Consider the following 25852-nt stretch of genomic DNA (forward strand, 5'->3'; position numbering starts at 1 on the left):
CCCCTCATATCAACCGGATGGTTGATTTCAAATTCCGGATCGTGCAGTATCATAAAGTCAGGAGATGAACGATATGGAAAAATTATTAGAAATCAATAGCCTTTCAAAAAGCTTTAAAGGGAACCGCGTCCTCGATAATATCAGTTTCTCGATCGAAAAAGGGGAAGTTCTCTGCCTGCTAGGCCCAAACGGTGCCGGAAAAAGCACAACGATTAACATTTTACTTGGATTACTCGGACGTGACAGCGGGACCATCACCTACGATGGAAAGATAATCAACCGCAGCCACCTGCGCGCTTACAAGCAGAAACTCGGCGTTGTCCCACAAGATCTTGCACTCTACGAAGAACTTTCTGCCCAACAAAATGCTCGTTTTTTTACCTCGCTTTATGGTTTGCGTGGTCCAAATCTCGATGAAGCCGTGGAAAAAGCTCTGGAGTTTGCGGGTCTAACCGACCGGCGAAAGGACAAGGTCAAAACTTTTTCAGGGGGCATGAAGCGCCGACTCAACATTGCCTGTGCCATTGCACATCACCCAGAACTGGTCATTATGGATGAACCAACCGTGGGTATTGACCCGCAGTCGCGCAACCATATTCTTGATTCCATTAAAAAGCTGCAGGCAGACGGCATCACCATTCTTTATACCACGCATTACATGGAAGAAGTTGAAGCCATTTCGTCCCGCATCATCATCATTGACCACGGTAAGATCATTGCTGAGGGAACAAAAGAAAAACTTAAAGAAAACATTCAGAGCGAAAAGTGCTATCACATCGAGCTGGAAGAAGGCTCTCCTATCCCTGCTGAAGAATTTTATGATGTCGAAGGCGTCAAAGAAGCAAAATCAGACGGCAACAAGATTGATATTGTCTCCCTGCGCGGCGTGGAAAACCTTGACCGCATCATTTCACTGATTTCGGACGCCGGCGCCCACATCCGCAATATTGCAGGCGAAGAAGCCAGCCTTGAAACCGTATTTCTCAAGCTGACCGGCCGAAAGTTACGGGATTAAGGGGGAAATAAAATGTACCGCTTTTTTCAAATTTTTAAAATGGATCTATCCAACAACTTTAAGAATCCGGTTCTGATCAACTTTAACCTGGTTTTTGCGATTGTGATGATCCTGATTATGGGTTTCCTTACAAGTGGAAACTACGCGAATGCCATGGACGCCTACAACTATTATGCGGTATCCTTTTTGATCTTCGGCATGATGGAAGGCGCCATGACGGCCACAAACTGTTTTATGGAGCGTGACATCAAAAAGCCAAATCTGCGGATTCTCTCTTCGCCGTGCGGAAAATTTCCAATCTACTTTTCGAAGATGCTCGCTTCGTTCGTATTTGATTACATTCTTCATCTGCTGGTTGCAGTCATTCTGCTGATTGCTGGAATCAATCTTGGCGGTCAAAATATCGGCTGGATCTTTTTGATGATGATCCCCGTTGAATTTAGTTCTGCAGCACTCGGCGTGTTGTTCTGCTGTATCTTTCACTGTGAAGAAACAGCAAGCACCATTTTAAGTCTATTTGTCTCAGTCATTGCTTTTTTAGGAGGAGCATTTTTCTCACTCGATGGTCTTGGTTCCACGCTTGCGACCATCTCGCGTATTTCTCCTGTAAAGCTGCTGATTGATGTCTTTTTCGCTGTCATTTATGACAATAACTTGTCCGGTGTACTGCCGGTTCTTTTCATTAGCACAGCATTCAGTGCTCTGTGTATTTTTGGATGCCAAAAAACTTTTCGAGCGGAGGATTATCTATGAATAACGTACTTCGGAATAATTTTAGCCGTATCTTTCGCCGTCTGCCCTCTGTTATCATCATGCTTGCAATCACACTTCTTTCCATTTTTCTCGCTGTCTATATGACTGGCGCTGAACAAATCAGAGGCCATATTGCACTGGTAACAGACAACAGTGCGGTAAAAATCAATTCAAACGATCTCAGCGTAGAAATTATGGAACAAAAGCCCCCTATGTCACAACTTATTTCCCAAAAATATGATGCCATCGTCACCGATCAAGGGAATGGCCAATTTGATATTGAAACTCTTCGCGGCAGTGATTTTAAAGACATGCTGCAGCTTCTTTTGCAGAATCCGCAGGCAAAAATTCCGGCACAAAAAAGCGACCGGAGTGTCGGAGTAAATATTATCGGATTCCTCATGGTTTTTCTCGGCACAAGTGTATTTTTCTACTTTTTCCCGTTTGCGGACGATAAAGAGCAAAATCAGCTTCTGCGCATTGCGGCGTCTCCGCTGTCGTTCCGGCGATATCTCGCTGCACATTTCCTTTTTTGTCTGTTTTCATTTGTGCCGTCATTCGGCATGCTCGCCGTCATGAAAGCAGTGGGGTGGGATATCGGTTTCTCCCTGCCTCAATACGCTGGATTACTGCTTCTTCTTGCTATGTTGGGCAGCACATTTGCATTGTTTCTCAACACATTTATCAAAAAGCCTGACAATGCAAACATGTTTGGCAATTCTATCTTGATCGTTACCTCAACGCTTGCCGGTGCCTTTTACTCCTTCAGCAAAAGCAACGCATTTCTTGACAATTTGATTCACATCCTCCCGCAAAAGCAGTTTCTCGAATTCGCGATCAACCTTCAAAACGGAGAAGAATGGCAGCACCTGTTCCCTCTCATTTATATCATTCTATTTTCCGCTGTCATGTTCGGTCTGGCCTATCGAAAACTAAAGCATGATTATGTGGAGCGGGTATGACGGCTCTTGCAAAAACAGAACGGGCGGTTTACAATCAAAGCAATACCAGTTTTAGGAGTGGATTGCCCATGAGCGCTGACGTCAAAAAAGAAGAGAAACCTTTTCTTCTTTCCACGAAACTAAAAATGCCCCGCCCGCGGCGGGATTATATTATTCGCCGTACTCTGTTTCAAAAGCTCAAACTATGCAATGAAATGAGTATCATTTTTATAAAGGGCGCAGCAGGTATGGGCAAGACAACACTGCTCTCGTCGTTTCTTGTTGAAACTGGCCTAAAAAATACGGCATGGCTTTCTCTCGACGAGAGCAACAACAATTTATTTTCATTTTGGCACTATTTTTTTGCGGCAGCAGGCTCCCTTCTAAACGAAAAGATTGATTTTGGCCTTCAGCCCAGCCCGATGTTTGAACTGCACGAAGTAAAAAGCAATCTTGTTTTCTTAATTAACCGCCTATGCAGCAGCACCGATTATTATATTATCCTCGACGACTTTCACTGTATCACTAACCCGGCACTTGTCGATTCTTTTGAGTTCTTTCTTCGGGCAATGCCGGAAAATCTTCATCTTTTTCTTCTTTCCCGTGAAGAGCCCCCGGTATATCTTGGCGCATTGGCCGTTTCTGGAAGGCTGTTGTATCTTTCCGGCGAAGACATGAAACTCAGCCGAAACGAAAGTATGGAATTTCTGCGTAAAACCATGAAGCTTAAGTCCGACGATACGCAGCTGGAAAAAATCAGCAGTTTTGCAGAAGGCTGGGTCGGTGGACTTCAGCTTGCCGCAGCAAGCGGAGAACTTTCGAGCGATCTTCTAAAACAAGGCGGCGGTTTCGTTGCAGAATATCTGACGCGAGAAATTTTTGAAAAACTTTCGCCCACAGAGCAGACATTTCTTGTACGGACTGGCTCACTCTCATGGTTTGACCAAAAAATTTGCTCTGTTCTTTTCGGAGCGCTCAACTTTGACTCTATGATGGAAAACTTACTAGACAAAAATCTTTTTGTCATCTGCATTGATGAAGAAAAAGGAATCTATCGTTACCACAATATTCTTGGTGAGTATCTTCGGCAGCAATTTTCGGCACTGCCGGAACAGGAGCAAAAAGAAATTTTATGTAAAGCTGCAGAAAGTTTTGCACAGGAAGGTGACTCTAGCGAAGCGGCAAGGCTTTTCTTACAGGCAAAGAATTATGACGGAGCAACACAGAATATCTTAGAAATGCCAATCAACACCGAAGCTGGAGAATATATCAGCCAAATTCCAATTGACACTGTCGCAAAAAGCATTGACCTCGCCGCGCGTGGAATGTTTTATTACGTCGATATCGGCAACATAGAAAAGTTTGATCAACTATGCAAATCTGCGATTGAAGCCTGGAAAGATACCCCCTTTTGTAAAATACTTCAGTATGCGTATAATTTACTTTCAAAGAGAGGTCCCTCTGTTCTTCCCCATATATTTTCACTTTCAGATTTTAAAGAATATGGAATGCGAAAAGAAACCGCTGCCTTTATTCAGCTTGGTGTTGCCAATCTAATGATTATGGATCGGCAGTATAAGGCGGCGAGAGAGTTTGCGGAGAACGCTGAGAAAATTTGCTTCGATTCTCTCGAATTTCGGTATTATATTTATGCTCTAAAAGCACAGCTGAATGAAGAGACCGGTCATTTGAATGACGCACTTGAGGATTACCAAAGAATTAAGGGAATCCAAGAAAGTGAAGTTTCTCTTTTCATGCAGGAATATGACTATCACATTGGCATTACCGGAGTCTACCTTAAGCGCATGGAACTTGACAAGGCCTTTGAAAATTTAGAGGCCGCCCGTGCAATGGTCACAAGCTCAGCAATGCCCAGCAATATGATTCTTTACAGTTTTGACTACAATCTGGCGGAATACCATATGCTCCGCGGCGAAACAGAAGAAGGTGCAAAACTGATTCTGCGAATCATAAAATCCAGCAATGTTATTCATTGGGCTGACCGTCTGATGGCAGAGCTGAATCTTTCTGGTTACATGCAGCCCGAACTAAAAGAACAAATTTTGGCAGAATTTGAGACATACCCAAACAAAAGCATTTCTCCCAGTCTTTCATTTGAACTTTTATGTGCAAGGCTGTATTTACAGAGCGGAAACCGCGAAAAAGCAAAAGCAATTATTAAAAGCGTCCTTTCCTTTTCGAGGGAAAACGGAAACTCTCTGCGCCTTGTAGAAGCAGATTTGCTCCTTTTACACATGACTGACTCTTCTACACCAGCCGGGCGACGGCAGCAAAATAATCTGCTGCGCGAAGCGATTTACTACGCATGGGAAAATCGAATTTTTCAGCCGTTTTATGTGGATCGAGATGCAGTAAACCCACTTTGGGACAATTTCAACGCAGAACTCTCTGACAAAATAAGCGAGCCGGAACGGATTTTTGTCCGTGATGCGATACGGGTCTGTTCTAGCGATACACCAAAAGCTGAAAAAAGCCTACTTAGTTCCCGCGAAACAGAAGTGCTCATTGAGCTTGCGCAAGGAAAAACAAACCAGCAGATTGCAGAGGATCTCTGTATTTCGCTTTCCACTGTAAAAACGCATTTGATCAGCGTCTATGGAAAGCTTGGTGTTTCTTCACGGCTCGCTGCAACATCCGAGGGAAAACGGCTTGGCCTCATTTCATAGTCCTTTCAATTAATTATTTTAGTGCAAAAAACATAAGACAAGGGAGGCAATCTCATAAAGAGACTGCCTCCCTTGTCTTAATTGAATGGACTCTAAAGAAAAACTAGAAGAATAATGAGTCTTAAAATCTAATTATGCGGCCTTATAGGTATCTTCCAGCGTAATTCCAGAGTTATAAGTCAGAATACCAGGAAGATTGACAAAGCCTTTTACATCTGCAGAGGTTGCGAAAATTTGCTCACGATAGTTAATAAATACGAACGGAGAGAGTTCCAAAATCCGCTCGCGGAGCTGATCATAAATTGTTGCACGCTTTGTAGCATCCAATGTTTCGCGTCCTTGCTTTAAGAGTGAATCGACTGTTGCATCGCTAAATCCAGGAGCGCTGTTCATACGAGTATCTCCGCTCTGGAAATAGTTTGTGCACCAATCCATATCCACAATATTACCAGCGGTTCCGCTGACCAGGATATCGTAATCTCCGGTGTTAGAACGCTGAATACGAGTGGACCAGTCGGGCAGTTCTACTTCTGCATTGATTCCAATTGCTTTGAGGCTATCCTGAACGACCAACGCTGTCTGCTTATGGAAATCATAGGTAGAAGTTGAAAGGATCTTCACATCAAATCCGTTGGGATATCCAGCTTCTTTCAAAAGCTCTTTCGCTTTTTCAGGATTATACTGGAAATAGTTATCATATTTTCCGTCGTATCCGTTTTGTCCTTTAATTGTCGGGAAACCATACATTGCAGTGCCGCGGCCCATAAATGCGGTATCGATAACGCCCTGACGGTTAACTGCATAGGCGATTGCCTGACGAACTTTTGGATCTGCAAGAGGTCCCTTTGTGCAGTTGATCTGCAGGCACATAAACGGTCCTTCGGAAACATCTACTGTATAGTTGCTGTCTTTTTCCAATGCAGTTGCATCATTTGCACCTACATAGTCGATCAAATCTGCTTCTCCACTCTTTAAGGAGTTTACTCGAGTGGTATTGTCGGTCGTAACAACAAAATTCAGTTCTTTTGTTTCTGGTTTCCCTGCTTTATAGAAACCATCAAATGCTTTCAATGTGATCTGGCGGCCTTTATCCCAAGATTCCAGTGTATAAGGACCACTGCCCATAGGATTGGCGTTCAAATCATTGTTGTGAGAATTGCACCATGCTTTTGACACAATTACTGCTTCAGGAAGTGTCAAATAGTCAATAAATGGAGCACAAGGCTGTTTGAGTACAAATTTAACTGTTTTTGCGTCCACTACATCAATATGATCTAGCATATTGGCAAAATCACTCCGGAAAGTAGCAGATACCGACGCATCAAGCTGACGCTCAAAAGAGAACTTAACATCCTCTGCCGTGATATCACTGCCATCCTGGAATTTTGCATTCTGGCGGATATGGAACGTATAAGTAACATTATCATCTGCTACTTCATAAGACTCCGCGATTTCATTTCCAATACTTCCGTCTGATTCATAAGCCAGAAGGCCGCGGTACATACACATTTTAATTAACCGCACTGCCTGTCCGGACTGAACCATTGGTTCCAATGTGGAAGGATCTGCGCTCAACCCAATTGTAAGAGAATCTGCTTTGTTTGCCGCTGCTGCAGAATTGCTCGCTCCGGAAGCAGTCCCGGAACTAGTGCTGCTTCCGCAGCCGCCCATAGAGATCACCATCGCTGCTGACAGCACGCCTGCTGCCAATTTCACCCATAACTTACTCTTCATTTTTTGATTCCTCCTTTTTCATAATTGCCGTATTTTTTGCTTTTTTATTTTATGATCAAAAACTGTCTTGCAGTTTCGGATCAAAAATATCACGGAGGGCATCGCCCATCAGATTCACCGCAAGAATTGTAAGACAAAGAAAAAGTGCAGGCCAGAGCATATACATCATATTAACGCTCAAATATGCTTTTGCGTCTCCGATCATTTGCCCCCAGGAAGGTTCCGGCGGCTGTACGCCCAACCCCAGGAAGCTCAGTCCGGATTCCAAAAGAATCGCACTGGAAATCGTTAGACTGATCTGAATAATCAACGGAGAAAAAATGTTTCGAAAAATCGTTCCAATCAATATTTTAGGGGTTGTTTGACCAACGGAAATATCATTTTCAACATATTCCATTTTTTTAACTTTGATCGTAGACGAATTGGCAATACGGGCAAAATGCGGGATATATAAAATTGCCACTACAATCGTCAGATTTTGGACCCCCGCTCCGAAAAGGCAAACCACCATCATTGCCAGCAGAATTGCCGGAAAACATAGAATGGTTTCAACGGTACGCATAATAGCATTTCCAGCTTTTCCGCCAATATAACCTGCAACCAGTCCACAAAAGGAACCGATTAGAAATGCTCCTAAAGTTCCTACCAGCGAAACAGTAAGCGAAGGTCGAATTCCATAAAGCAACCGGGAAAAAATGCAGCGTCCGTATTCATCGGTTCCCATCGGAAATTGTGCACTGGCAGCTGCCAGCGTATTCGTCGTATGCATCTCCAATGGATCATGGGGTGCAATGGAAGATCCAAACAGTGCGATAAAGATCATCGGCAACAGGATAATCAGACTAAAAACAAATTTTTTATTTCGAAAACACCGTTTTATTGTATTCATCAGATAACCCCCTTACCGTACTCTCGGATCTAATAATCCATAGAGAATATCCACAAGAGCATTCGTCAGAATAAAGATTGCCGACATCACCAATACACAACCTTCAATCAGCGGATAATCACGTGCATTGATCGATTTAACCAACAAAGTCGACAAGCCCGGCCAGTTGAATACATTTTCGCAAAGAACTGTTCCGCCGATCAAATTTCCCATCTGTAATCCGATTTCTGTGATAACCGGAATAAAAGCATTTCTCACAACGTGGCGGGAAATAACGACGTGCTCCTTTAATCCCTTTGCACGAAGTGCTCTTACAGACTCACTCGATAAAGCTTCCAAAACAGAAGAGCGCGTCATTCGCATAATCGAGGCTGCAATTCCCAACGCCAGCGTAAACGCCGGCAAGATCAATCTTAAAAAATGTGCTCCTGCATTTTTTGAAATATCCGTATATCCACTGGAGGGCATTGCAAAACCAAAATGGAAAATATCCAAACTGAAAACAATAATAAATAGGTAACCAAGCACATAAACCGGAATAGAAGTTCCCAGGGAAGCGCCGGTCGTCATAATCAAATCTGAAATTTTGCCTCTCTTTTGGGCGGAAAGTACACCGAGCGGCAAGCCAATAATACAAGCTAAAATCATTGCAACAAATGCAAGTTCCAACGTACGGGGAAGCCGGGTTCCAATAGAAGCCATAACCGGAATCTTTTCGCTGTAGGATTGTCCGAGATTTCCCTGTAACGCTCCTAGAATCCAACTTCCATACTGCTGCAAAATCGGCTTATCGAGTCCTAACTGAGAACGTAACGACTCTACCGCAACAGGATCGGGGTTCGTATCAGTTCCAAGCATCTGCAAGACCGGATCACCTGGCATCATATGTACCAGGATAAACACAATTGTCATGACTGCAAAAAGCATGATAATTGCCGTTCCAAGTCGTCTCAGGATAAAGTTTTTCACTGTACATCTCCCTCCTTTTCATATAAAAAGCAGGCAACTGCATGTCCGTCTTTTAAATGATAAAAGGGAGGACGCTCTTTGCTGCAGCGATCCGTTGCTTTCCAACAGCGCGTACAGAAACGGCAGCCTTGGGGCACATTGACCGGGCTTGGAATATCTCCCTGCAAAATAATCCGATTCGGCTTATCCGGCACGGAAGGATCCGGAATCGCAGAAAGGAGTGCCTGCGTATAGGGATGCAGCGGGTTATGATAAAGTTCCGTTGCTTCTGCCATTTCCATGATAGAACCGAGATACATGACCGCGATCCGGTCGGACATATGGTTGACAACTGAAAGATTATGAGAAATAAAGAGATAAGTTAATTTATCTTCTTTCTGCAGCGTTTTCAAGAGATTCAAAATCTGTGCCTGAATGGAAACGTCCAACGCCGATACCGGTTCATCACAGACGATCAGCTTTGGCCGCATCGCCAACGCACGAGCAATTCCGATACGCTGTCTTTGTCCGCCGGAAAATTCATGCGGATATCGATCAATATAGGCTGACGGCAGCCCTACTCTTTCCATCAACTGCAGAATTTGTTTCTCTCTTTCTTCTGCACTGCATTTTTCATGAATTCGAATTGGTGTTCCTATGATATCCCGCACTGTCTGCCGGGGATTTAAAGAATCAAATGGTTTTTGAAAAATCATTCTCATGTGCTGACGTTCTTTACGAAGATCATTTTTAGAAAGCTTTCTCAAATCCTTTCCGTCAAAGATCACTTCGCCGCTGTCTGCCGGGATCAGCTGAAGAATTGTACGGGAAAGCGTGCTTTTTCCGCAGCCGGATTCACCAACAAGCCCAAAAGTTTCTCCTTTGTGAATCGTAAAGGAGACATCATCAACTGCATGTACAAAGCCCTTAGATTTGGAAAACATTCCGCCCTTGATTGGAAAGGTTTTGTTGACATGACATACTTTTAATAAATCCTCACTCAACTTTAACACCCACCTTTCGCCTGCGGAACCGCTTTATGGCACCGCGCAAAATGTCCGGGTTCGATTTCCCGCATTTGAGGCTGTTCCTCTCTGCACCGATCATCTGCCAATGGGCATCTGGTACAAAAACGGCAGCCTTTTGGCATATGTCGAATATCCGGTACCATTCCGTCGATACTGTAAAGCATATCCTTCTTTTCCCCGACCTTTGGGATTGCCTTCATAAGGCCGGAAGTATAAGGGTGACTGGGGTTATGCATGATGACCTCTGTAGAACCGATCTCCATGGATTGACCGGCATAAAGCACAATCACGTTATCTGCAATTTCTGAAACAACGCCTAAATCATGTGTAATCAGCACAATCCCCATCTGATATTTTTTTTGCATATCTTTGAGCAAATCCAAAATCTGCGCCTGCACGGTAACGTCAAGAGCCGTAGTAGGTTCATCCGCAAAAAGAAGTTTTGGATTACAGCTGAGTGCAATCGCGATCATAATCCGCTGGCACATTCCTCCGGAAAGTTCAAACGGATAAGAATCATAAACTCGATCCGGGTGTGGAATTCCGACCGCTCCAATCAATGACAGAGCTCTATTTTTCGCTTCTTGCCGACTCACTTTTTCGTGTGCCAAAATTGCTTCAGAAATTTGGTATCCCACTGTATATACCTGGTCAAGACTCATCATGGAATCCTGAAAAATCATAGACATTTCAGAACCGCGAATTTTATTCATTTCGGCTTCTGAGCATTTTCTGAGATCTTTTCCCTCAAAAATGATCTCTCCTGCGCTGATTCTTCCCTGGTTAGGCAACAATCCCATTACAGAAAGGGAAGCCATCGTTTTTCCACTGCCGCTTTCTCCTACAATTCCAAGCGTTTTACCGCGTTGTATAGAAAAGCTCAGATTATCTACTGCTGTAAAGGATCTTTTTTTATTTTCAAATACCATCTGCAAGTCCTTTACCTGCAATAATTCTTTCTCCAAGCGAATCGCCTTCTTTCTCCAGTGATATAGAAGATAAAAATATCTAAATTACGGAACCATTTTTGTTCCATATCCGAAAGCACCGTAGGTCATGCATGTTTTCGCAGACAACTCTGCACCCTTTTCCAATGCTTGTTTTATCATCTCACGATAAGCTTCTGAATCTTTCTGCAAAAGCCCTTCTTTTCTGCTTTCCCCATAAATCAGAAGGACTCCCGTTGCAAAAGAATCGCCAGCGCCAAGGGTATCGACTGCTTTCACTAAATGCGGAACGTTTTCATAAAAGCGGTTTCCATCATAAAGGATGGCGCCTTTTTCCCCACGGGTTACAGTAATCAATCCACAACCCCAACCATACATCTTGACTTCCAGGTCTTGCACTTCTTCTTTTGATAAGGAAGAACAAGAAAGGAATGCTGCATCCAAATAAGGACAAATCTTTTGAGTCTGTTCCTCATCTTTCCACGAGCCAGAAAAATCATAAGATAAAATTCCGTTTAGCTTCTGCAATTTGGGCAGTTCTTCAAGAATATAACTGTTATTGCTGGTGTGCATAACATCAAACTCATTGAGATACTGAAGGTCTTCCTGAGAAAGTACCAACGGGTGATTTCTTAAAGCACCGCCTTTATTGCTTGTGATAAAAACCCGATCTCCATTTTTCAGATCAACCATTGCGAAACCATTTTCTTCTGGATATTCTCTGCAATGAGAGCGATCCACGCCCAACAAATCTAAAACATGTTTTACATGTGCAGCTACCGCATCGTTCCCGAAAGCGCCCAGATAAGCACTTTGTTGTTTCTCCATTCGGCAGTAAACAGCAAAATTCAGTGCTTGACCTCCTGGAAACATTTGCGACAAATGCCGGTATTTATCACAGACATTATCTCCGATTCCAATTGTTCTAATCATATCCGTTGCCCTCCGCAGTATCAGAAAATCGAAAATTATAATCCTGCATTTTCCTACTTTAATTATTTCAATGTTAAGATATCAATTAACCCTGTTTTTATATTGTTCCAATATAATATCTTATATATCATTATATACACCAATTTTTTTAAAAGTCAATTATTACTCGCATAATATTTAGTATTCATTTTATTTTATCGATCTTTTGGTAATTTTTTAACAAAATTAATTAATATCCAAATCATCCGTTGTTTTTTAAATCTTCACAAAAACTTGAACCTTTTTTTATTACTTTTCGAAGTTGAAATCGGAAAAATCCGTTCATTTTGAACTTTTTATGATTACAAAATTCATAATTTAAAAAATAAAAGCACTTAAAACTTTTAAAAAGTTTAAAAAAGCCATTGAATTTTCTAAGATAAATAAAAAATCCAATGGCATAAAATTGATCTCAAACAATGATAACAAAAATAAAAATTTTTTCAGCGCACAATAAAATCGAAATCTTCACCGTACCCTACCTGATGACAGGTATGCAAAACATCCCCATCTCCCTTTCGGGTACAGCTGTCAATCTGGAGCATCGGGGTTCCACGGCTTACTTCCAACAATTTTGCCGTTTTAGAATCGGCGCGGACTAAGCGAAGGATCACTTCGCCTGGAATAATTTCAATTCCTTTTTTCTCACGAAGATAGTGATACAGAGAATTATGCTCTAGATCGACTGCCAGCAAATAAGCATATTCCATAGAAAAATAATTATCCTCGATCACCAGAGGACGGCCATCTGCATAGCGAAGGCGCAAAATTCTGACTGCCTGAGTCCCCGGTTTTAGTCCCAACCATTTGACTACCTGTTCATTTTGAGGAATTTCCACTCCGGAAAAAAGTATCTTCGCACTTGCTTTCATCCCGTTTGCAGCACAAATTTCTGTAAAACTCATTCCAGGGCGATTAAAAGCTTTGCGTAATTTTGGTGCAGCGACAAAAGTCCCTTTGCCCTGTTTTTTTTCAACAAGGCCCAGCTTAACCAACTCTGCGATCGCTCTTCTAATCGTAATTCGGCTTACACCATACTGCGTACTCAGTTCATCTTCTGTCGGCAGTTTTTGATGTGGTGCCAAATTTCCACTGTGCATTTCCTGCTTGATGCTCTCCATGATTTGTTCATACAGCGGCACAATGCTTTCATAATTTAATTCCATAATATTTCTTTCCTTTTTATCTAGTTTTTAAATTAATATGAATATAACTACCACTGCTAATCATTATAATATGTTTTATATGAAATCACAACATTCCATATATTTATTTTTTTCCAAAAAAGCAGGTCCGCCCGAAGAAAAAAAGGCGAAGCCTGCTTTAAAAAAGTCAAACACTAAAAAGATAATCTGATCTGATTAATAATCAAATTTCCACATATATCTGCGATAAGTCATGGGGTGCATCCGCACTTCTCCCATCGCAGCAATTAACTGCTTGCTGATTGGGTGCAGGAGCAAAGAATTAAAGTATTCCGCAACAGAAGCGTCGAGCTGATCAAGTCCCAATTCTTTCGCATCAACCACAAAATGATGCCCGCCAAACTGATCAAGGAAATGCTCTGCCCGTTCATCCAAGTATCTGGTACGTCCTACGCTCTTTAGGAGCAAAACTGCCAAACTTGCATCGGTTGTTTCAAATGCGCCATGAAAATACTCTCCAGAATGGATCGGAACACAATGTACTGTCTGCATTTCCTGGAAAAAGCAGAATGCATCGGAATAAACAGCTTCCCATGCAGCACCGCTGCCTAAAACATTAAATACTGTGTCATCTTTATACCGCATTCCAAACTGTACCGAGATCGGTTTCATTGTCTCATGTGCAGCAGCATAGATTGCCGGAAGTTTTTCAAAACCTTCCAAAGCCTTCTCATAATTCTGATAGTGGTCATACTCTTTTAAAAGCCAAAACGCGACCTTAAGAGCTGTTCCTTGGCTGTTGTAATGGACCAGAGAAGCATCTTCATACCACTCGTCTGCATGATAATAGGTAATATAATACTGGGCGGTCTTAGCTGTCAGACTATCGGCATAACCGGTAAGTCCAATCGTAACAGCGCCCAGGTTTTTCGCTGTTTTGACAGCTTCTACTGTCTCTGCTGTTGCTTTTGTAGATGTGCAGATCACCAAGCTGTTTTTTCCAACGCATTTCGGCGTTGCATGAACAAACTCATTGCTGTTATATCCAAATACACTAAGATTTGTACTCTCAGCATTCAGAAGATAACGTGCCGGATAAGAAGAAGCCAGAGAACCACCACAGGCTACAAAGACGACATACTTAAGCCCGCCATTCACTTTTTCAAATTGAGCTTTTACCTGTTCCATAACATCGGTAACTTCCTGCATTCCTTTGATCATAAAAAATCTTCCTTTCCTATTAAGTTGTAATCAGCGCAGTGCTGCAGTCGCTTTTTCGTCAACATGGTAGTCTCCGTCCGAAGTTTCCAAAATAACAACACCATACAGTTCTTTTGCTTTTTCAACTGATACTTTCTGCTCGACAACATCTTGTAAGACTTTTTCTACCGGCCGTTTTTTAGGATCTCCGTATCCGCCGGCGCCCGGCGTAATGACGCGGATCACATCGCCCTTTTTCATCGGCTTACTGGTTGTCTTATGCCCCATCTTCGTGATCTTGCCGTCCGTTTCAACATGATAGAAACCTCCGGTGCCCCCTTCGAGGCCTCCCTCTAATCCCCACGGATGGAACTTATGACGATCTCCAAGGCCGGTATATAAAACATGGTCCTGTAGAATTTCCAGCTCTCTCTCGATTCCGCAGCCACCGCGCATTTCTCCAGCGCCTCCGGAATCTTTTTTGAGTTCATATTTTCGGGCAAGAATCTTTGTGAATTCCATCTCTGTTGCTTCAATCGGCATATTAGAGGTATTGGTCATATTCACCTGTACCCCGGAGAGACCATCATAGTGACGTGATGCTCCGCCGCCGCCGGCAATTACCTCATGGAAAATAAAGACGTTATCGGTACCGATTTCTCCATTGCCGGAAAGGATTGTTGTTGTGCAGGCACCATTTCCTGCTGTTACAACGGTATCCGGGAACACCGGTGCCAGTGCTCCAAAAATTGCATCCGGAATACGCTGGCTGCAGTCAATCTGTGCTCCGATTGGTGCAGGCTCATTTGGATTAACAATGCAGCCCTTCGGTGCAATGATCTGAATGGCGCGATTAATTCCCTCATTGGCAGGAATATCACTGCCCATAAGTGCTTTTACTGCAAAAAACACAGCTGCTTTCGTGCAGGGATAAGGTACATTGATTGGTGCCTCAATCTGATCTGCAGTCCCGGTAAAATCAAAGATCAGATGTTCCCCTTTAATTGTCACTGCCACAGAAATCGGCAGAGGGTCCGGATATTTATCGCCGCAGCCGTCTACATAGTCGATATAAGGATAGGTTCCATCGGGCAGCTTTTTGACAACTGCACGCACACGGCGCTCTGAATACCGAATCAGTTCTTCCATACAGTCAATCAGCGTATCCTGATAATGTTCATACGCTTCTTCAATTCTCTGGATTCCGATCAAGTTCGCTGACATCTGTGCCGTGAGATCTCCATAACGTTCCTGCGGCACACGGGTATTATCCAAAAGCATGTCCATAACGCTGGGAATCAGTTCCCCGCCCTCACGAATTCGAATGACAGGAATACGGATTCCTTCCTGGAAGATACTGTCAGCATCCCCCGAAGTGGAACCAGGTACTTTTCCGCCGATATCGGAATGGTGGGCAATATTTGCGATCCAGCCAATCAGTTTTTTACCAGAAAAGGCAGGCGCTGCAATGACAATATCCGGCAGATGATTGCCGCCGCCATGATAAGGGTCATTTGCGATAAACATATCGCCGGGCTTTACATTCTCCTTGCCGAATTTTTCATAAATATTCGGTACAACACTCAACATAGAGCCAAGAAGAGCCGCCAAACTTTCTACCTGTGCCACACTGTTTCCATCGGGATCGATTACAGCAGTGCAAACATCATGGCGCTCTTTCATATTCGTCGAATAAGCACTGCGAATAATGATTCCATAGGTCTCTTCAGCAATACTCATCAAAAGGTTTCGTACCACTTCTACCGTAACGGTATCTGCTTTCTTTCCCGCCATTTCAGTTCACCTCGTTATCTTTAATCAACAAGTTTTCATATCCATCCACATGAAGAGTCCAGTTTTTGGGAACCACAAGCGTTGTATCCATCTGTTCCAAAATGCACGGACCGCAAAGTGTTTGTCCGGGTACAAAGTCAAAGCGCTGGTAAACCGGAGTCTTTACATACTCGTTTTTCCCTTGGAACAATACTTTACGGGTTTCAATCGGTTTTGGCAGAGGAGCATCCGGGGTAAGCGGAGCAGGCTTCATTTCCGGCTTATCAATGATTCCAATTGCGGATACACGATAGCTGACAAACTGTACTGCTGCTTTTTCATTGCAGTATCCGTAGCTGCGCTTATGTTCCGCATGGAAATCACAGATTGCCTTTTCCATCTCTTTTTTACTGATCTTGCCGCTGCTTACCGGAATATTAATTTCAAAATTCTGGCGCTGATAACGCATATCAATGGAAAATTCAAATTTGCGGCGATCCTGCGGGACCTCTTCACGGTCCAGAGACTCTGTTCCCTGCTGAATCATACTCTGGAACTGTTCATTTACTGCAGCAAGATTTTTAGCAACACCATCTACAATCATGGTCCGGCTCATATCAAATTTGGTATCTGCAAGAAGCAGTCCCAAGCTGCAGAAAGTACCCGGATGCGGCGGAATGATAACGGTATGAATTGCGAGGTCTTTGGCAACTTCGCAGGCGTGTAGTGGTCCCGCTCCGCCAAATGCCATCAGGCTGAATTCACGCACATCGTATCCTTTTTCAACCGATACACTGCGCACCGCACGCACCATGTTGGAATTGACAACGGTAATAATTCCGTTTGCCGCTTCCGGTATGCTCAGATCGCTTCGATCACAAATCTTTTTCTGAATGGCTTCTTCTGCCAACTTCAAGTTGACATCCATTCTGCCGCCGAGAATCTTTTTCTGATTTAATTTTCCAAGGACAATGTTTGCATCTGTTACGCAGGGATCTTCTCCGCCGCGCTCATAACAGGCAGGTCCGGGCGTTGCACCGGCTGAACGTGGGCCAACCTTCAGCGCGCCGCCTTCATCGATTTTTGCAATAGAGCCGCCGCCTGCTCCGATTGTAATGATATTGATCATTGGAATCCGGCATGGATATCCTTCTACATCACGCTCATTGGAAACCTGCGGCGTATAATTTTCTATCAGAGAAATATCCGCACTGGTTCCACCCATATCAAATGTAATGACCTTATCGGCATTGCATTGTTTACCGATATAAGAAGCAGCGACCGCTCCTGCAGAAGGTCCGGAAACTGCACATTTAATGGGGCAGTCGATTGTTTCTTTAATCGAAATGATTGAACCATTAGACTGCGTAATATACGGCTCCACTTCTACCCCAAGGTCACGAATCGATTCGCGGAAATTATGCACATACTCTTTCATGACCGGTCCAAGATAGCTATTGAGAACGGTTGTACTCATGCGGCTGTATTCCCGGAATTCCGGTGTCAGTTCACTGGAAATCGTAACATATGCTTCCGGAAATTCCTCTGCAATCAATTCTTTGATCCGCTCTTCATGCTTTGGATTAATAAAGCTAAAGAGTGTGCAGACTGCAATGCTGGAAACTTTTTTAGATTTCAGATACCGAATTACTTTTCTGGTCTCCTCCTCATCCAAAGGAGTCTCTACTTCGCCGTTAAAAAGGATTCGTTCCGGAACTGTACAATTTAAGCCTGACGGAATGAGCTGTACCGGCTTTTGTGCCTGCAAATCATAAAGAGACGGACGACGCTGAGTTCCGATTTCCATCAGATCTTTAAATCCTTTGGTTGTAATCAGTCCCATACGTGCGCCTTTTTTCTCAATCAGGGCATTCGTCCCGACTGTTGTGCCATGCGCCAAATAAACGACTTCATCAGCTTTTGCCTTCTTAATCTCCAGTACATCCTGAACTCCTTTTACGATTGCTCGGGAAGGATCCGCCGGTGTGGAACTGTCTTTGTAATGGAACAGTTCTCCAGTTTCCTGATTGAAAACCGAAAAGTCTGTAAAAGTGCCGCCCACATCGACACCAATCATATAACCCATGGATTTTCACCTCGTTAATACTTTTTAGTCATACTATCCGCTTGTTAATTTCGCTTTATAATGTAACGTTATAGTACAACTCAATTTGTAATATATCTTACTGCTGGATGTTTGTCAATAGTATCTGGTCAATTACTTTCTTTATTAACAATAATAAAAGTTTAAATGATTCAGAAAACTTCTTTTTTGATTTGAGCAAAAGTCAAATGCTTATTATAAATACAGTTACCACCTATCCAACCACGCTCAAAGAAGCAGTAAAGGAAGTCCCCGTCTACGCTGCATCCCAAATCCGAATATCCTCCCTGTTTTAAAAGCTGAATTCCTTTGCTCCATGTTTTTCCATCATCCATGCTTCTCCGCAAAGTCAGATTCTGCCGCGCATTCTTGCTCCAATGCAGTGTTCCGCCTGCACGATACTGTAAAAGGTATGCTTCATCCTTCCACGCACAGTTTGAAAAAAGCAAGGTTTGGTCGGGCAAAGATAAAATGCTTCCAGCACAAATCGGATCCGGCAGAAAAGGATCCAGATAAGCATTCCCCCAATGTTCCGGAGTTCCCCTTACAAACGCCCTGAGACGAGTTTCCGGAGCTCCATGGCGCAAAGTCGCCAACAAACTGCCGTCTGAAAGCTCCGCCACTTCTCCCTCCGTAGGGTCAAGAACGTCGTCATTGGAAAGAACTAAGTTACTCCTTTTCCATGTATTCCCGTGATCTTCACTATACAGAGAAGCAAAACAGGCTGGATTATGGGCATTGATTCCACAGCTAAGCCACAACGGGAGCACCAAAGTTCCATTTTTCATTTGAAGGCCGTGCCCTGGTGCAACTGCAAACAATGTTAATGGCCAATCTTTTCTCCAACCTTCCACAACACTTATCAGTTCCACTTGGGGCAGCCAGCTTTCCCCATAATCTTCGCTTTTCTGAAAATACAATCGTTTATAATCCTCATTCCAGAAAAAATAGACCTCCTTTCCTGTCCCTGAAATCATCAGAGGATTATGTAACATAACCCCGTCCTTTTCTTTTTTTAAAATGGAAGGTTCCCCAAAACTTTTTCCTTTGTTACAGCTTCGCCGCAAGAGCAATCTTCGCTGATCCGACGCAGCAGCGCGCGCTTCGTAATACAGCAAAACGTCATCGTCGCTAAGCACCACCATACCGGGCACCCGATACATGTCATAACCGTTTTTTCCATATGTTTCAATGTCTGTCACAGAAATTTCACTCATTCAATCAGCTCCTTTCTTTTAAATTCTTATATATCGTTCTATTACATTATTTTTCATATCTAATTGTATTATAGTTAGATCTTAATAAAATGCAAGTACTAAACAAAAATTATGCACATAATTTTTGTTATTAAGTGAATTTGCACTTGTCAGAAAATAATTCTACGAGTACAATAAAAGCAGTTTTAGAAAAAGGCCAAGCTTTAACGCTGTCTTTATTTTGATCACACGAAACAAACCCAATCAGTCTGTTAGAATGGCAGGTGGACAAAACCATGTACTATTTATCGCATTATTCCTCTCCCGTTGGTTTTCTATCTCTAGTCGCAACCGATCAATCCCTAGTCGGGCTATGGATCGAGGGGCAAAAATATTTTAAAAGCACTTTGTCAGATCCTCCAATTGAGCAAGAAAATTTACCCATCTTATCCATGACGAAACTTTGGCTGGATCGATATTTTGCAGGAGAAAAGCCCTCTATTTCTGAATTATCTCTCTCTCCTTCCGGCAGCGAATTCCGCCAAACGATCTGGAAAATCTTATGCACTATCCCATACGGTCAAGTCATGACATACGGAGAAGTTGCCAAAGAAGCGGCAATTATCCTAAAAAAAGAAAAAATGTCTGCACAGGCAGTTGGCGGTGCGGTCGGACATAATCCGATTTCAATCATTATTCCATGCCATCGGGTTATTGGTACAAATGGAAACCTTACCGGTTATGCAGGCGGGATTGATAAAAAGCAAAAGCTGCTGGAGCTAGAAGGTGTTGATCTATTAAAAATACAACGTGAAAAAAAGGCAAAAGCAACCTTACAAAAATAATAAGCGAATTCATTGTTTTTTCCTTTTTCTGTATGTTAATTTTTGATTTGTCCATACTGAAAAAGAGGTGATTGCTTTGAAAGACATGGAACTGCCTTTGGGATTCGGTATGGCATTGGCACAAAATGAAGCAGCCATGCAAAAGTTTGAATCCTTATCTAAAGAAGAAAAAGAAGCTATTCTTCAAAAAACGCACACGATCGATTCCAAAAACGAAATGCGTGCATTGGTAGACAGCCTCGCTTCTGAAAACTTTTCCGCTTTTTCATAAAAGAAGCCTGCAAATTGGTTCTAATGAATCAACCTGCAGGCTTTTTTTAATATTCTTTTGATTTCTGTTCGTTTTCTTTTAAAATCTGTGATGGCATTTTCCACGCATTATGATCGGTATGTAAAAGATCATGTGCTTTTCCCTTAAGTGGTTGTCCCAAATATTTTCGATACAAAATTTGAACTTCCGGATTCTCGTGGGAAAAGCGAAGAGGCATCGCGGAATCGATCTGCCAGAGACACTCCCCGCGCTTTTCTGCCAATTCCAATCCTTCATGAATCGGCTGTCCACCGCCTCCGGCACAGCCTCCCGGACAGGCCATTACTTCTACAAAATCATAAGAAACATCACCTTTATCGATCGCTTCCATCAGTCTGCGTGTATTAGAAAGGCCGCTTACCGCTGCCACATGAACCTTTCCGATTTTTGGAATGGAAAACGTTCCTTCTTTCCACGGGTGCGTTTTGTGAACAAGCTGAAAAGCATCCGGATCCGGCTTAGAACCGGTCAAAAAGCAATACGCCGAACGCAGCGCGGCAACCATTACGCCTCCGGTAGCACCAAAGATCACTCCGGCTCCCGTACTGGTACCCAACGGAGAATCAAAGGATTCTTCCTTTAAATTGACCGGTACAATATGTTCACTGTGAAAGACACGACAGATTTCACGGGTTGTAAGTACAGCATCTACCGATGGCACTCCGTAAGCATCCTTCATGGTCGGCAATTCACATTCTTGTTTTTTGGCAATACAGGGCATGATAGAAACCACAAACAGCTTTTTGGGGTCAATTCCCTTCTGCTCTGCAAAATAGCTCTTCACGACCGATCCAAACATCTGCTGCGGAGATTTTGCTGTAGAAAGGCAATCTACATAAGAAGGATACTGCGATTTTAAGAACCGTACCCATGCCGGGCAGCAGGAAGTAAACATCGGCCAACGATATTGATTGCGATGGGTCAATTTTTTAGCAAGCTCATGGCTTTCCTCTACGATCGTCAAATCAGCGGAAAAATCGGTATCAAAAACATAATCGAAACCAACATGCCGCAAAGCTGACACCAAGCGGCCAATCGTTGCAAACTCCGGTGAAAGCTGAAACGCTTCCGCCCACGCGACTCGAACAGCAGGTGCAACCTGCACCACCGTTGTAATATCCGGATCTGCCAAAGCGTGAAACACTTCATTTGTATCATCTCTGGCCGTCAGTGCCCCAGTAGGACAATGAGTCACACACTGTCCGCAATAAGTACAGTCGGTATCCTTTAATTTCCGGTTATAAGAAACATCAACCGTTGTTCTGGATCCGGTTCCAGCCACATCCCAAATCTTCATATTCTGTACTTTATCACAGATTTGAATACACCGCATACATTTAATGCACTTACTGGCCTCTCGAATCAAAGGCACATCCATATCAATCTCCGTGCGTTCCATACGAACCCGATATGGCTGATAATGAATATTCAGATCATTGGAGAGCTTTTGCAGCATACAGTTTCCGTTGCGGATACAGGTCGTACAACTTGTATCATGCTGCGAAAGGATCAGCCGCAGATTGGTACGCCGAGCCTGCCGAACACGAGGTGAATTCGTGCGAACCACCATGCCCTCGAGCAATTCATTATTGCAGGCCGGCACAAGACGGCCTGTCCCATCCACTTCCACGACACAGACACGACAAGCTGCAATTTCATTGATCTCTTTGAGATAGCACAAATGCGGAATCAAAATTCCAACACTTTTTGCAGCGTCCAAAATTGAAGTTCCATTTTCTACACAGACAGAAAGGCCGTCTATTGTTGCATTTACCATTGTTTTTCACGACCTCCCTTAAAGTTTCCATATCCAAAGTGATCACACCGCAGACAGCGGGACGATTCCTGCTTGGCTTCTTCATCCGTCATGCCGCATTCAATACATTCAAAGTCGTATTTCCGCTCTGAAGCCTCCCGCATCGTAACATCGACGCGTCCTCGCGGCTGCATATCATAAAACCGCGGAGTCGGCACCTCGACCTCGGCCTTGATTTCATGATGGAATCCCAAATATTCATCAATATTGGCAGCTGCCACCTTTCCGGCTGCAATTGCCTGAATAACGGTAGCCGGGCCGGTTACACAGTCCCCTCCGGCAAAGACGCCTTCCATTTCGGGCATCTCCGTATTCGAATTTGCAAGCAAGGTACCGCTGCGCTGAATTTTAATTCCGGTTTGCTCAAATCCGGCCGTCTCGATTCCCTGACCGATTGCCACTACAACAATATCTGCAACGATCCGTTTCTGCGGGACATCTGCTGTTTTAGGGCGTGGACGTCCGCGGGAATCTTTTTCTCCAATAATCTGCGGCTGGGTCCAAAGTGCCGCCACATTGCCTTTTTCATCCGCTTCAATCCGAATAGGAACCTGCAAAGTCTGAACTTCGGCTCCCTCTGCAATCGCTCCGACAATCTCTTCTTTTTGCGCCGTCATATCTTCCTGACGGCGTCGATACACGCAAGTCACCTTTTTTGCGCCAAGCCGTATGGCACTGCGTGTCACGTCCATTGCAACGTTTCCGCCGCCTACAACAACAATTCTTTGGCCCGTAAAATCAGGCATCTCGTTATCCCCGATATGCTTTAAAAGTTCCACAGCCGAAACAACGCCGTGACAGCCATCTTCCCCTTCAATCCCCAGTTTTTTATCGCTGTTGGCTCCGATCGAAAGATACAAGCAGTCATAGTCCTGCTTTAATTTACTAAATGTAATATCTGTTCCTACATTGATCTCTGTTTTTACTTCAATTCCCAAGGTCAAAATCGAACGAATTTCTGCATCCATTTTTTCTCTTGGCAACCGGTAATCCGGAATTCCATACCGCATCATCCCGCCCAGCTGGCGATGATGTTCATAGATCGTAACCTTGTGACCCATCAATGCAAGATAATAGGCAGCCGACAATCCTCCCGGTCCACCACCCACAACTGCAATCTTTTTGCCGGTGGATGGTGCACATTTAGGCTGCGGTACTTCGCTTGCATGATCGGCAGCATAGCGTTTAAGGCCACGGATATTAATTGGGTCATCTACCATACTTCGGCGACAGCGCGCTTCGCAGGGGTGATCGCAAATATATCCGCAAGCAAGCGGCATTGGATTGTCTTTTCGAATCAGGCGGATCGCGTCATCGCAGCGTCCGCTATTGATCAGAGAAATGTACCCAGGAATATCGACTCCTGCTGGGCAAAGCGCAACACAAGGAACCGGTGTATGTAGAGCTCCCAGGCAGCGGTGATGAAGAATATGCTCTTCGTAATCATCCCGAAATCCCTGTAATCCCTGAAGAACAAGCTGTGCTGCATTTACACCGATCGCACAGTCTGCCGTATCCACGATAACCTGTGCGGTCACATGAATTTGATGCAGAATATGCATGGAAGCTTCTCCATCAAGCACCCGCTGCAGCATTTCAGACAGCTGCCCTAATCCAATACGGCACGGTACACATTTCCCGCATGTTTGTGCATGGCATAAGTTTAAAAAGTTCAGCGCCATATCGATTGGGCATAACCCCGGAGGGCTTGCCGCGATTCGCTGCTCCACACTTCGGTAAAGCTGTTCTACAACGGCCTGAGCTTCGCTTTGCGTCTTAATATACAATCGGCTCATAAAATATCACTTCTTAAAAATTTTTCTTTAGACAACCTTTGTTAAAACGTGAACATTAATACTGTAACATACTTTCCGGGAATGTTAAATAAAAAACATCTTTCTTTCAAAAAAATTTTACAAAATATTTTAACTATTCTGCATCTATAAAAACTCTCCTTTCAAAGCCCCCACATAAATCACTGTGTGCTTTAAAAGGAGAATTAAAAATCAATTTTTGATTCTGATATGCTTATCCTCAAAAATTCAGAATACTTTTACAGAAGGATTATTAAACATTCTCTGGCAATCCTTTTTTTCCAGCACGAGGTAAACAATTGAGAAAATGACGGCCATTAATACAAGGATTCCTATCATCAAGAGAAGGAAAAAAAGCACCTGATGGGTATAAGTTGTCATCAGAGCATAAAGTGCTTTTTGAGTGATCCCAATTTTTTCAATTTTGCCAGAAAAAACGACAACAGCCCACGGGACAAACAGTGTTAAAGCAGCACCGGAGCAGGCATAAATACAGTAGCGGCAAAAAGAACGTTTATGCCGAAGAAAATAAAGAAAGACGATCACAAAAAGCGCTAAAGCGGCCAGCCCAATGGTTGCAATTAAGATTGGTTTCTTTAAAAATTGCAGCGTACCGGAAGCATAAGAAAACAATGGAATACGAACTGTCTCCTGATAGCTTTCACGGCAAACCTGCGCAAGATACTGCAAAGCCCCATCAACTGTATCCGTCACTTCAATATTCCGCTCTTTTACATTTTTCAGCAGTTTTTGATACATCTGATTCTGAAAACTGTCAAAATCGATTTGCGGGGCAGAAGGGTCATATAATTGATCCACTTCCCCAAAAAGATCTGACTGAACCTGAGTTTCATCTAATGCTGAATTAAAAAAATCTTCATCAAAATCACTGCTGATTCCATAGGATACGAACGTTTCCTTCAAATCCTGCGTCAAATAAAAAGCCGCATTGCTTTTGACAATCTGTTCTTTCAGAAAAGACGGGGAAAGGACCGTCGCCTGAAAAAGGGCCGCACAGGAAAGCAAAAAGAGAAAAAGACTCAGAAAAAAGGATAGAATCCATGAAATGATATGTTTCATCATCGGATTTTGATCTGCATTTAATTTTATTGACATTTCATCTTTCCTTCCCTTTCATGATAGAATCTCAGGTCCGGAAACATATCGGGCATAAACAAATACACGATAGGGAGTTGCACCGATTTCTGCTACATTATGGCAGGTATAAAGGATCAAATTCTCTTCCTGTTTTGTCAGGTCATAAGCAGTGGTATCGTCATACCGAGCTGTCTGCGAACCGGTAATCTCATAAAGATAAGTTCCGTAATTCGTGCAAAGTTCCACCTGATCTCCAACATTAACATTCGGCAGTGGAAGAAAATAAGTGTTATTGTGTCCACCGATTAAAATGGTGTGCCCCTGTCCGGGAAGATAAGTTCCGGAATAAACCTCCACACCATTAATCATGTTTTTGATGTTGTCTCCATAAACAAGTGGAGCATCAACTCCCACTGATGGAATGTGCAGCTCCCCAAAAGTTTCTCCCTCAGAAGGAAATTTGATATCACTGCTTTTTAAGGTATCCCCCGTATTCTGAACAGAACCTTGATAAATATTAGCGGCATTTTCATCAAATTGAGGAGTACTGGAGGTAAAAGCCAAATCCACCATATTTACATACGGCATCACAATAGGACCCAATGCAACCGCTATTAATAAAACTATTAACAGAAAG

Annotated in this window: 21 protein-coding genes; 6 read left to right on the forward strand and 15 right to left on the reverse strand. The window is 43.3% G+C overall.

The features are described 5' to 3' along the window. Positions 1–73: 73 nt before the first annotated feature. From OP489_RS10730 to OP489_RS10745, 4 genes are all read left to right on the forward strand, one after another. Complete coding sequence (locus tag OP489_RS10730) at positions 74–1015, forward strand: ABC transporter ATP-binding protein (RefSeq protein WP_266161977.1); 942 nt, start codon at positions 74–76, stop codon at positions 1013–1015. Between the two features lie 12 nt (positions 1016–1027). Beyond that, the gene (locus tag OP489_RS10735) at positions 1028–1768 is read left to right on the forward strand and encodes an ABC transporter permease (RefSeq protein WP_266161978.1); all 741 of its coding nucleotides are present in this window, start codon (positions 1028–1030) and stop codon (positions 1766–1768) included. Beyond that, positions 1765–2730, forward strand: a complete 966-nt coding sequence (locus tag OP489_RS10740) for an ABC transporter permease (RefSeq protein ID WP_266161979.1) — start codon at positions 1765–1767, stop codon at positions 2728–2730. The genes OP489_RS10735 and OP489_RS10740 overlap by 4 nt, the downstream gene beginning before the upstream one ends. 68 nt (positions 2731–2798) lie before the next feature. Then, positions 2799–5396, forward strand: coding sequence for a LuxR C-terminal-related transcriptional regulator (locus OP489_RS10745; RefSeq protein ID WP_266161980.1), 2598 nt, complete (start codon positions 2799–2801; stop codon positions 5394–5396). A gap of 132 nt (positions 5397–5528) precedes the next feature. Here the strand turns inward: OP489_RS10745 and OP489_RS10750 are convergent, their stop codons facing one another. From OP489_RS10750 to OP489_RS10800, 11 genes are all read right to left on the reverse strand, one after another. Then, on the reverse strand, positions 5529–7130 hold the full coding sequence (locus OP489_RS10750) for an ABC transporter substrate-binding protein (protein ID WP_266161981.1): 1602 nt from the start codon (positions 7128–7130) through the stop codon (positions 5529–5531). Between the two features lie 55 nt (positions 7131–7185). After that, positions 7186–8019 (reverse strand): ABC transporter permease, encoded by an 834-nt coding sequence (locus tag OP489_RS10755; protein ID WP_266161982.1) that lies wholly within the window; start codon positions 8017–8019, stop codon positions 7186–7188. A 12-nt stretch (positions 8020–8031) separates the two neighbouring features. Further along, complete coding sequence (locus OP489_RS10760; RefSeq protein WP_266161983.1) at positions 8032–8988, reverse strand: ABC transporter permease; 957 nt, start codon at positions 8986–8988, stop codon at positions 8032–8034. Next, positions 8985–9971, reverse strand: a complete 987-nt coding sequence (locus tag OP489_RS10765; RefSeq protein ID WP_266161984.1) for an ABC transporter ATP-binding protein — start codon at positions 9969–9971, stop codon at positions 8985–8987. The genes OP489_RS10760 and OP489_RS10765 overlap by 4 nt, the downstream gene beginning before the upstream one ends. A 2-nt stretch (positions 9972–9973) precedes the next feature. Continuing rightward, on the reverse strand, positions 9974–10960 hold the full coding sequence (locus OP489_RS10770) for an ABC transporter ATP-binding protein (RefSeq protein ID WP_266161985.1): 987 nt from the start codon (positions 10958–10960) through the stop codon (positions 9974–9976). A gap of 48 nt (positions 10961–11008) precedes the next feature. After that, entirely contained in the window at positions 11009–11875 is an 867-nt protein-coding gene (locus OP489_RS10775) for a fructoselysine 6-kinase (RefSeq protein WP_266161986.1), read from the reverse strand. A gap of 482 nt (positions 11876–12357) precedes the next feature. Further along, the gene (locus OP489_RS10780; protein ID WP_266161987.1) at positions 12358–13080 is read right to left on the reverse strand and encodes a GntR family transcriptional regulator; all 723 of its coding nucleotides are present in this window, start codon (positions 13078–13080) and stop codon (positions 12358–12360) included. Between the two features lie 195 nt (positions 13081–13275). Continuing rightward, on the reverse strand, positions 13276–14280 hold the full coding sequence (locus OP489_RS10785; RefSeq protein WP_266161988.1) for an SIS domain-containing protein: 1005 nt from the start codon (positions 14278–14280) through the stop codon (positions 13276–13278). 30 nt (positions 14281–14310) lie between these two features. After that, positions 14311–16053 carry a hydantoinase B/oxoprolinase family protein gene (locus tag OP489_RS10790; RefSeq protein ID WP_266161989.1) on the reverse strand — a complete coding sequence of 581 codons (1743 nt, stop codon included), beginning with the start codon at positions 16051–16053 and terminating at the stop codon, positions 14311–14313. Between the two features lies 1 nt (position 16054). Continuing rightward, positions 16055–18118 (reverse strand): hydantoinase/oxoprolinase family protein, encoded by a 2064-nt coding sequence (locus OP489_RS10795; protein WP_266161990.1) that lies wholly within the window; start codon positions 18116–18118, stop codon positions 16055–16057. A gap of 170 nt (positions 18119–18288) precedes the next feature. After that, complete coding sequence (locus OP489_RS10800) at positions 18289–19353, reverse strand: exo-alpha-sialidase (RefSeq protein ID WP_266161991.1); 1065 nt, start codon at positions 19351–19353, stop codon at positions 18289–18291. 275 nt (positions 19354–19628) lie between these two features. Here OP489_RS10800 and OP489_RS10805 point away from each other — a divergent pair, with 275 nt between their 5' ends. Together OP489_RS10805 and OP489_RS10810 are read left to right on the forward strand one after the other, a co-directional pair. Further along, positions 19629–20177: a methylated-DNA--[protein]-cysteine S-methyltransferase gene (locus OP489_RS10805; RefSeq protein WP_266161992.1), complete on the forward strand. Its 549-nt coding sequence runs from the start codon at positions 19629–19631 to the stop codon at positions 20175–20177. A gap of 85 nt (positions 20178–20262) precedes the next feature. Beyond that, on the forward strand, positions 20263–20448 hold the full coding sequence (locus OP489_RS10810; RefSeq protein ID WP_266163532.1) for a hypothetical protein: 186 nt from the start codon (positions 20263–20265) through the stop codon (positions 20446–20448). 46 nt (positions 20449–20494) lie between these two features. On the opposite strand, the gene OP489_RS10815 is transcribed toward OP489_RS10810, so the two are convergent. The 4 genes from OP489_RS10815 to OP489_RS10830 all read right to left on the reverse strand — a co-directional run bounded on the left by OP489_RS10815 (position 20495) and on the right by OP489_RS10830 (position 25803). Next, positions 20495–22264: a [FeFe] hydrogenase, group A gene (locus tag OP489_RS10815; RefSeq protein ID WP_266161993.1), complete on the reverse strand. Its 1770-nt coding sequence runs from the start codon at positions 22262–22264 to the stop codon at positions 20495–20497. Next, positions 22258–24099 carry an NAD(P)-binding protein gene (locus OP489_RS10820; protein ID WP_266161994.1) on the reverse strand — a complete coding sequence of 614 codons (1842 nt, stop codon included), beginning with the start codon at positions 24097–24099 and terminating at the stop codon, positions 22258–22260. Before OP489_RS10820 ends, OP489_RS10815 begins: the two co-directional genes overlap by 7 nt. A gap of 246 nt (positions 24100–24345) precedes the next feature. Next, positions 24346–25233, reverse strand: coding sequence for a hypothetical protein (locus OP489_RS10825; protein ID WP_266161995.1), 888 nt, complete (start codon positions 25231–25233; stop codon positions 24346–24348). Positions 25234–25251: 18 nt separating this feature from the next. Next, positions 25252–25803, reverse strand: a complete 552-nt coding sequence (locus OP489_RS10830) for a class D sortase (RefSeq protein ID WP_266161996.1) — start codon at positions 25801–25803, stop codon at positions 25252–25254. Positions 25804–25852: the final 49 nt, after the last annotated feature.

This window comes from Caproicibacterium sp. BJN0003, assembly GCF_026314295.1.
In the GTDB taxonomy this organism is placed as follows: domain Bacteria; phylum Bacillota; class Clostridia; order Oscillospirales; family Acutalibacteraceae; genus Caproicibacterium.

Bases quoted from the DNA above. Each gene is read 5' to 3' on its own strand.
- OP489_RS10730 (WP_266161977.1), top strand. From the start codon at position 74: ATGGAAAAATTATTAGAAATCAATAGCCTTTCAAAAAGCTTTAAAGGG.
- OP489_RS10735 (WP_266161978.1), top strand. From the start codon at position 1,028: ATGTACCGCTTTTTTCAAATTTTTAAAATGGATCTATCCAACAACTTT.
- OP489_RS10740 (WP_266161979.1), top strand. From the start codon at position 1,765: ATGAATAACGTACTTCGGAATAATTTTAGCCGTATCTTTCGCCGTCTG.
- OP489_RS10745 (WP_266161980.1), top strand. From the start codon at position 2,799: ATGAGCGCTGACGTCAAAAAAGAAGAGAAACCTTTTCTTCTTTCCACG.
- OP489_RS10750 (WP_266161981.1), bottom strand. From the start codon at position 7,130: ATGAAGAGTAAGTTATGGGTGAAATTGGCAGCAGGCGTGCTGTCAGCA.
- OP489_RS10755 (WP_266161982.1), bottom strand. From the start codon at position 8,019: ATGAATACAATAAAACGGTGTTTTCGAAATAAAAAATTTGTTTTTAGT.
- OP489_RS10775 (WP_266161986.1), bottom strand. From the start codon at position 11,875: ATGATTAGAACAATTGGAATCGGAGATAATGTCTGTGATAAATACCGG.
- OP489_RS10780 (WP_266161987.1), bottom strand. From the start codon at position 13,080: ATGGAATTAAATTATGAAAGCATTGTGCCGCTGTATGAACAAATCATG.
- OP489_RS10785 (WP_266161988.1), bottom strand. From the start codon at position 14,280: ATGATCAAAGGAATGCAGGAAGTTACCGATGTTATGGAACAGGTAAAA.
- OP489_RS10790 (WP_266161989.1), bottom strand. From the start codon at position 16,053: ATGGCGGGAAAGAAAGCAGATACCGTTACGGTAGAAGTGGTACGAAAC.
- OP489_RS10795 (WP_266161990.1), bottom strand. From the start codon at position 18,118: ATGGGTTATATGATTGGTGTCGATGTGGGCGGCACTTTTACAGACTTT.
- OP489_RS10800 (WP_266161991.1), bottom strand. From the start codon at position 19,353: ATGAGTGAAATTTCTGTGACAGACATTGAAACATATGGAAAAAACGGT.
- OP489_RS10805 (WP_266161992.1), top strand. From the start codon at position 19,629: ATGTACTATTTATCGCATTATTCCTCTCCCGTTGGTTTTCTATCTCTA.
- OP489_RS10810 (WP_266163532.1), top strand. From the start codon at position 20,263: ATGGAACTGCCTTTGGGATTCGGTATGGCATTGGCACAAAATGAAGCA.
- OP489_RS10815 (WP_266161993.1), bottom strand. From the start codon at position 22,264: ATGGTAAATGCAACAATAGACGGCCTTTCTGTCTGTGTAGAAAATGGA.
- OP489_RS10820 (WP_266161994.1), bottom strand. From the start codon at position 24,099: ATGAGCCGATTGTATATTAAGACGCAAAGCGAAGCTCAGGCCGTTGTA.
- OP489_RS10825 (WP_266161995.1), bottom strand. From the start codon at position 25,233: ATGTCAATAAAATTAAATGCAGATCAAAATCCGATGATGAAACATATC.
- OP489_RS10830 (WP_266161996.1), bottom strand. From the start codon at position 25,803: ATGCCGTATGTAAATATGGTGGATTTGGCTTTTACCTCCAGTACTCCT.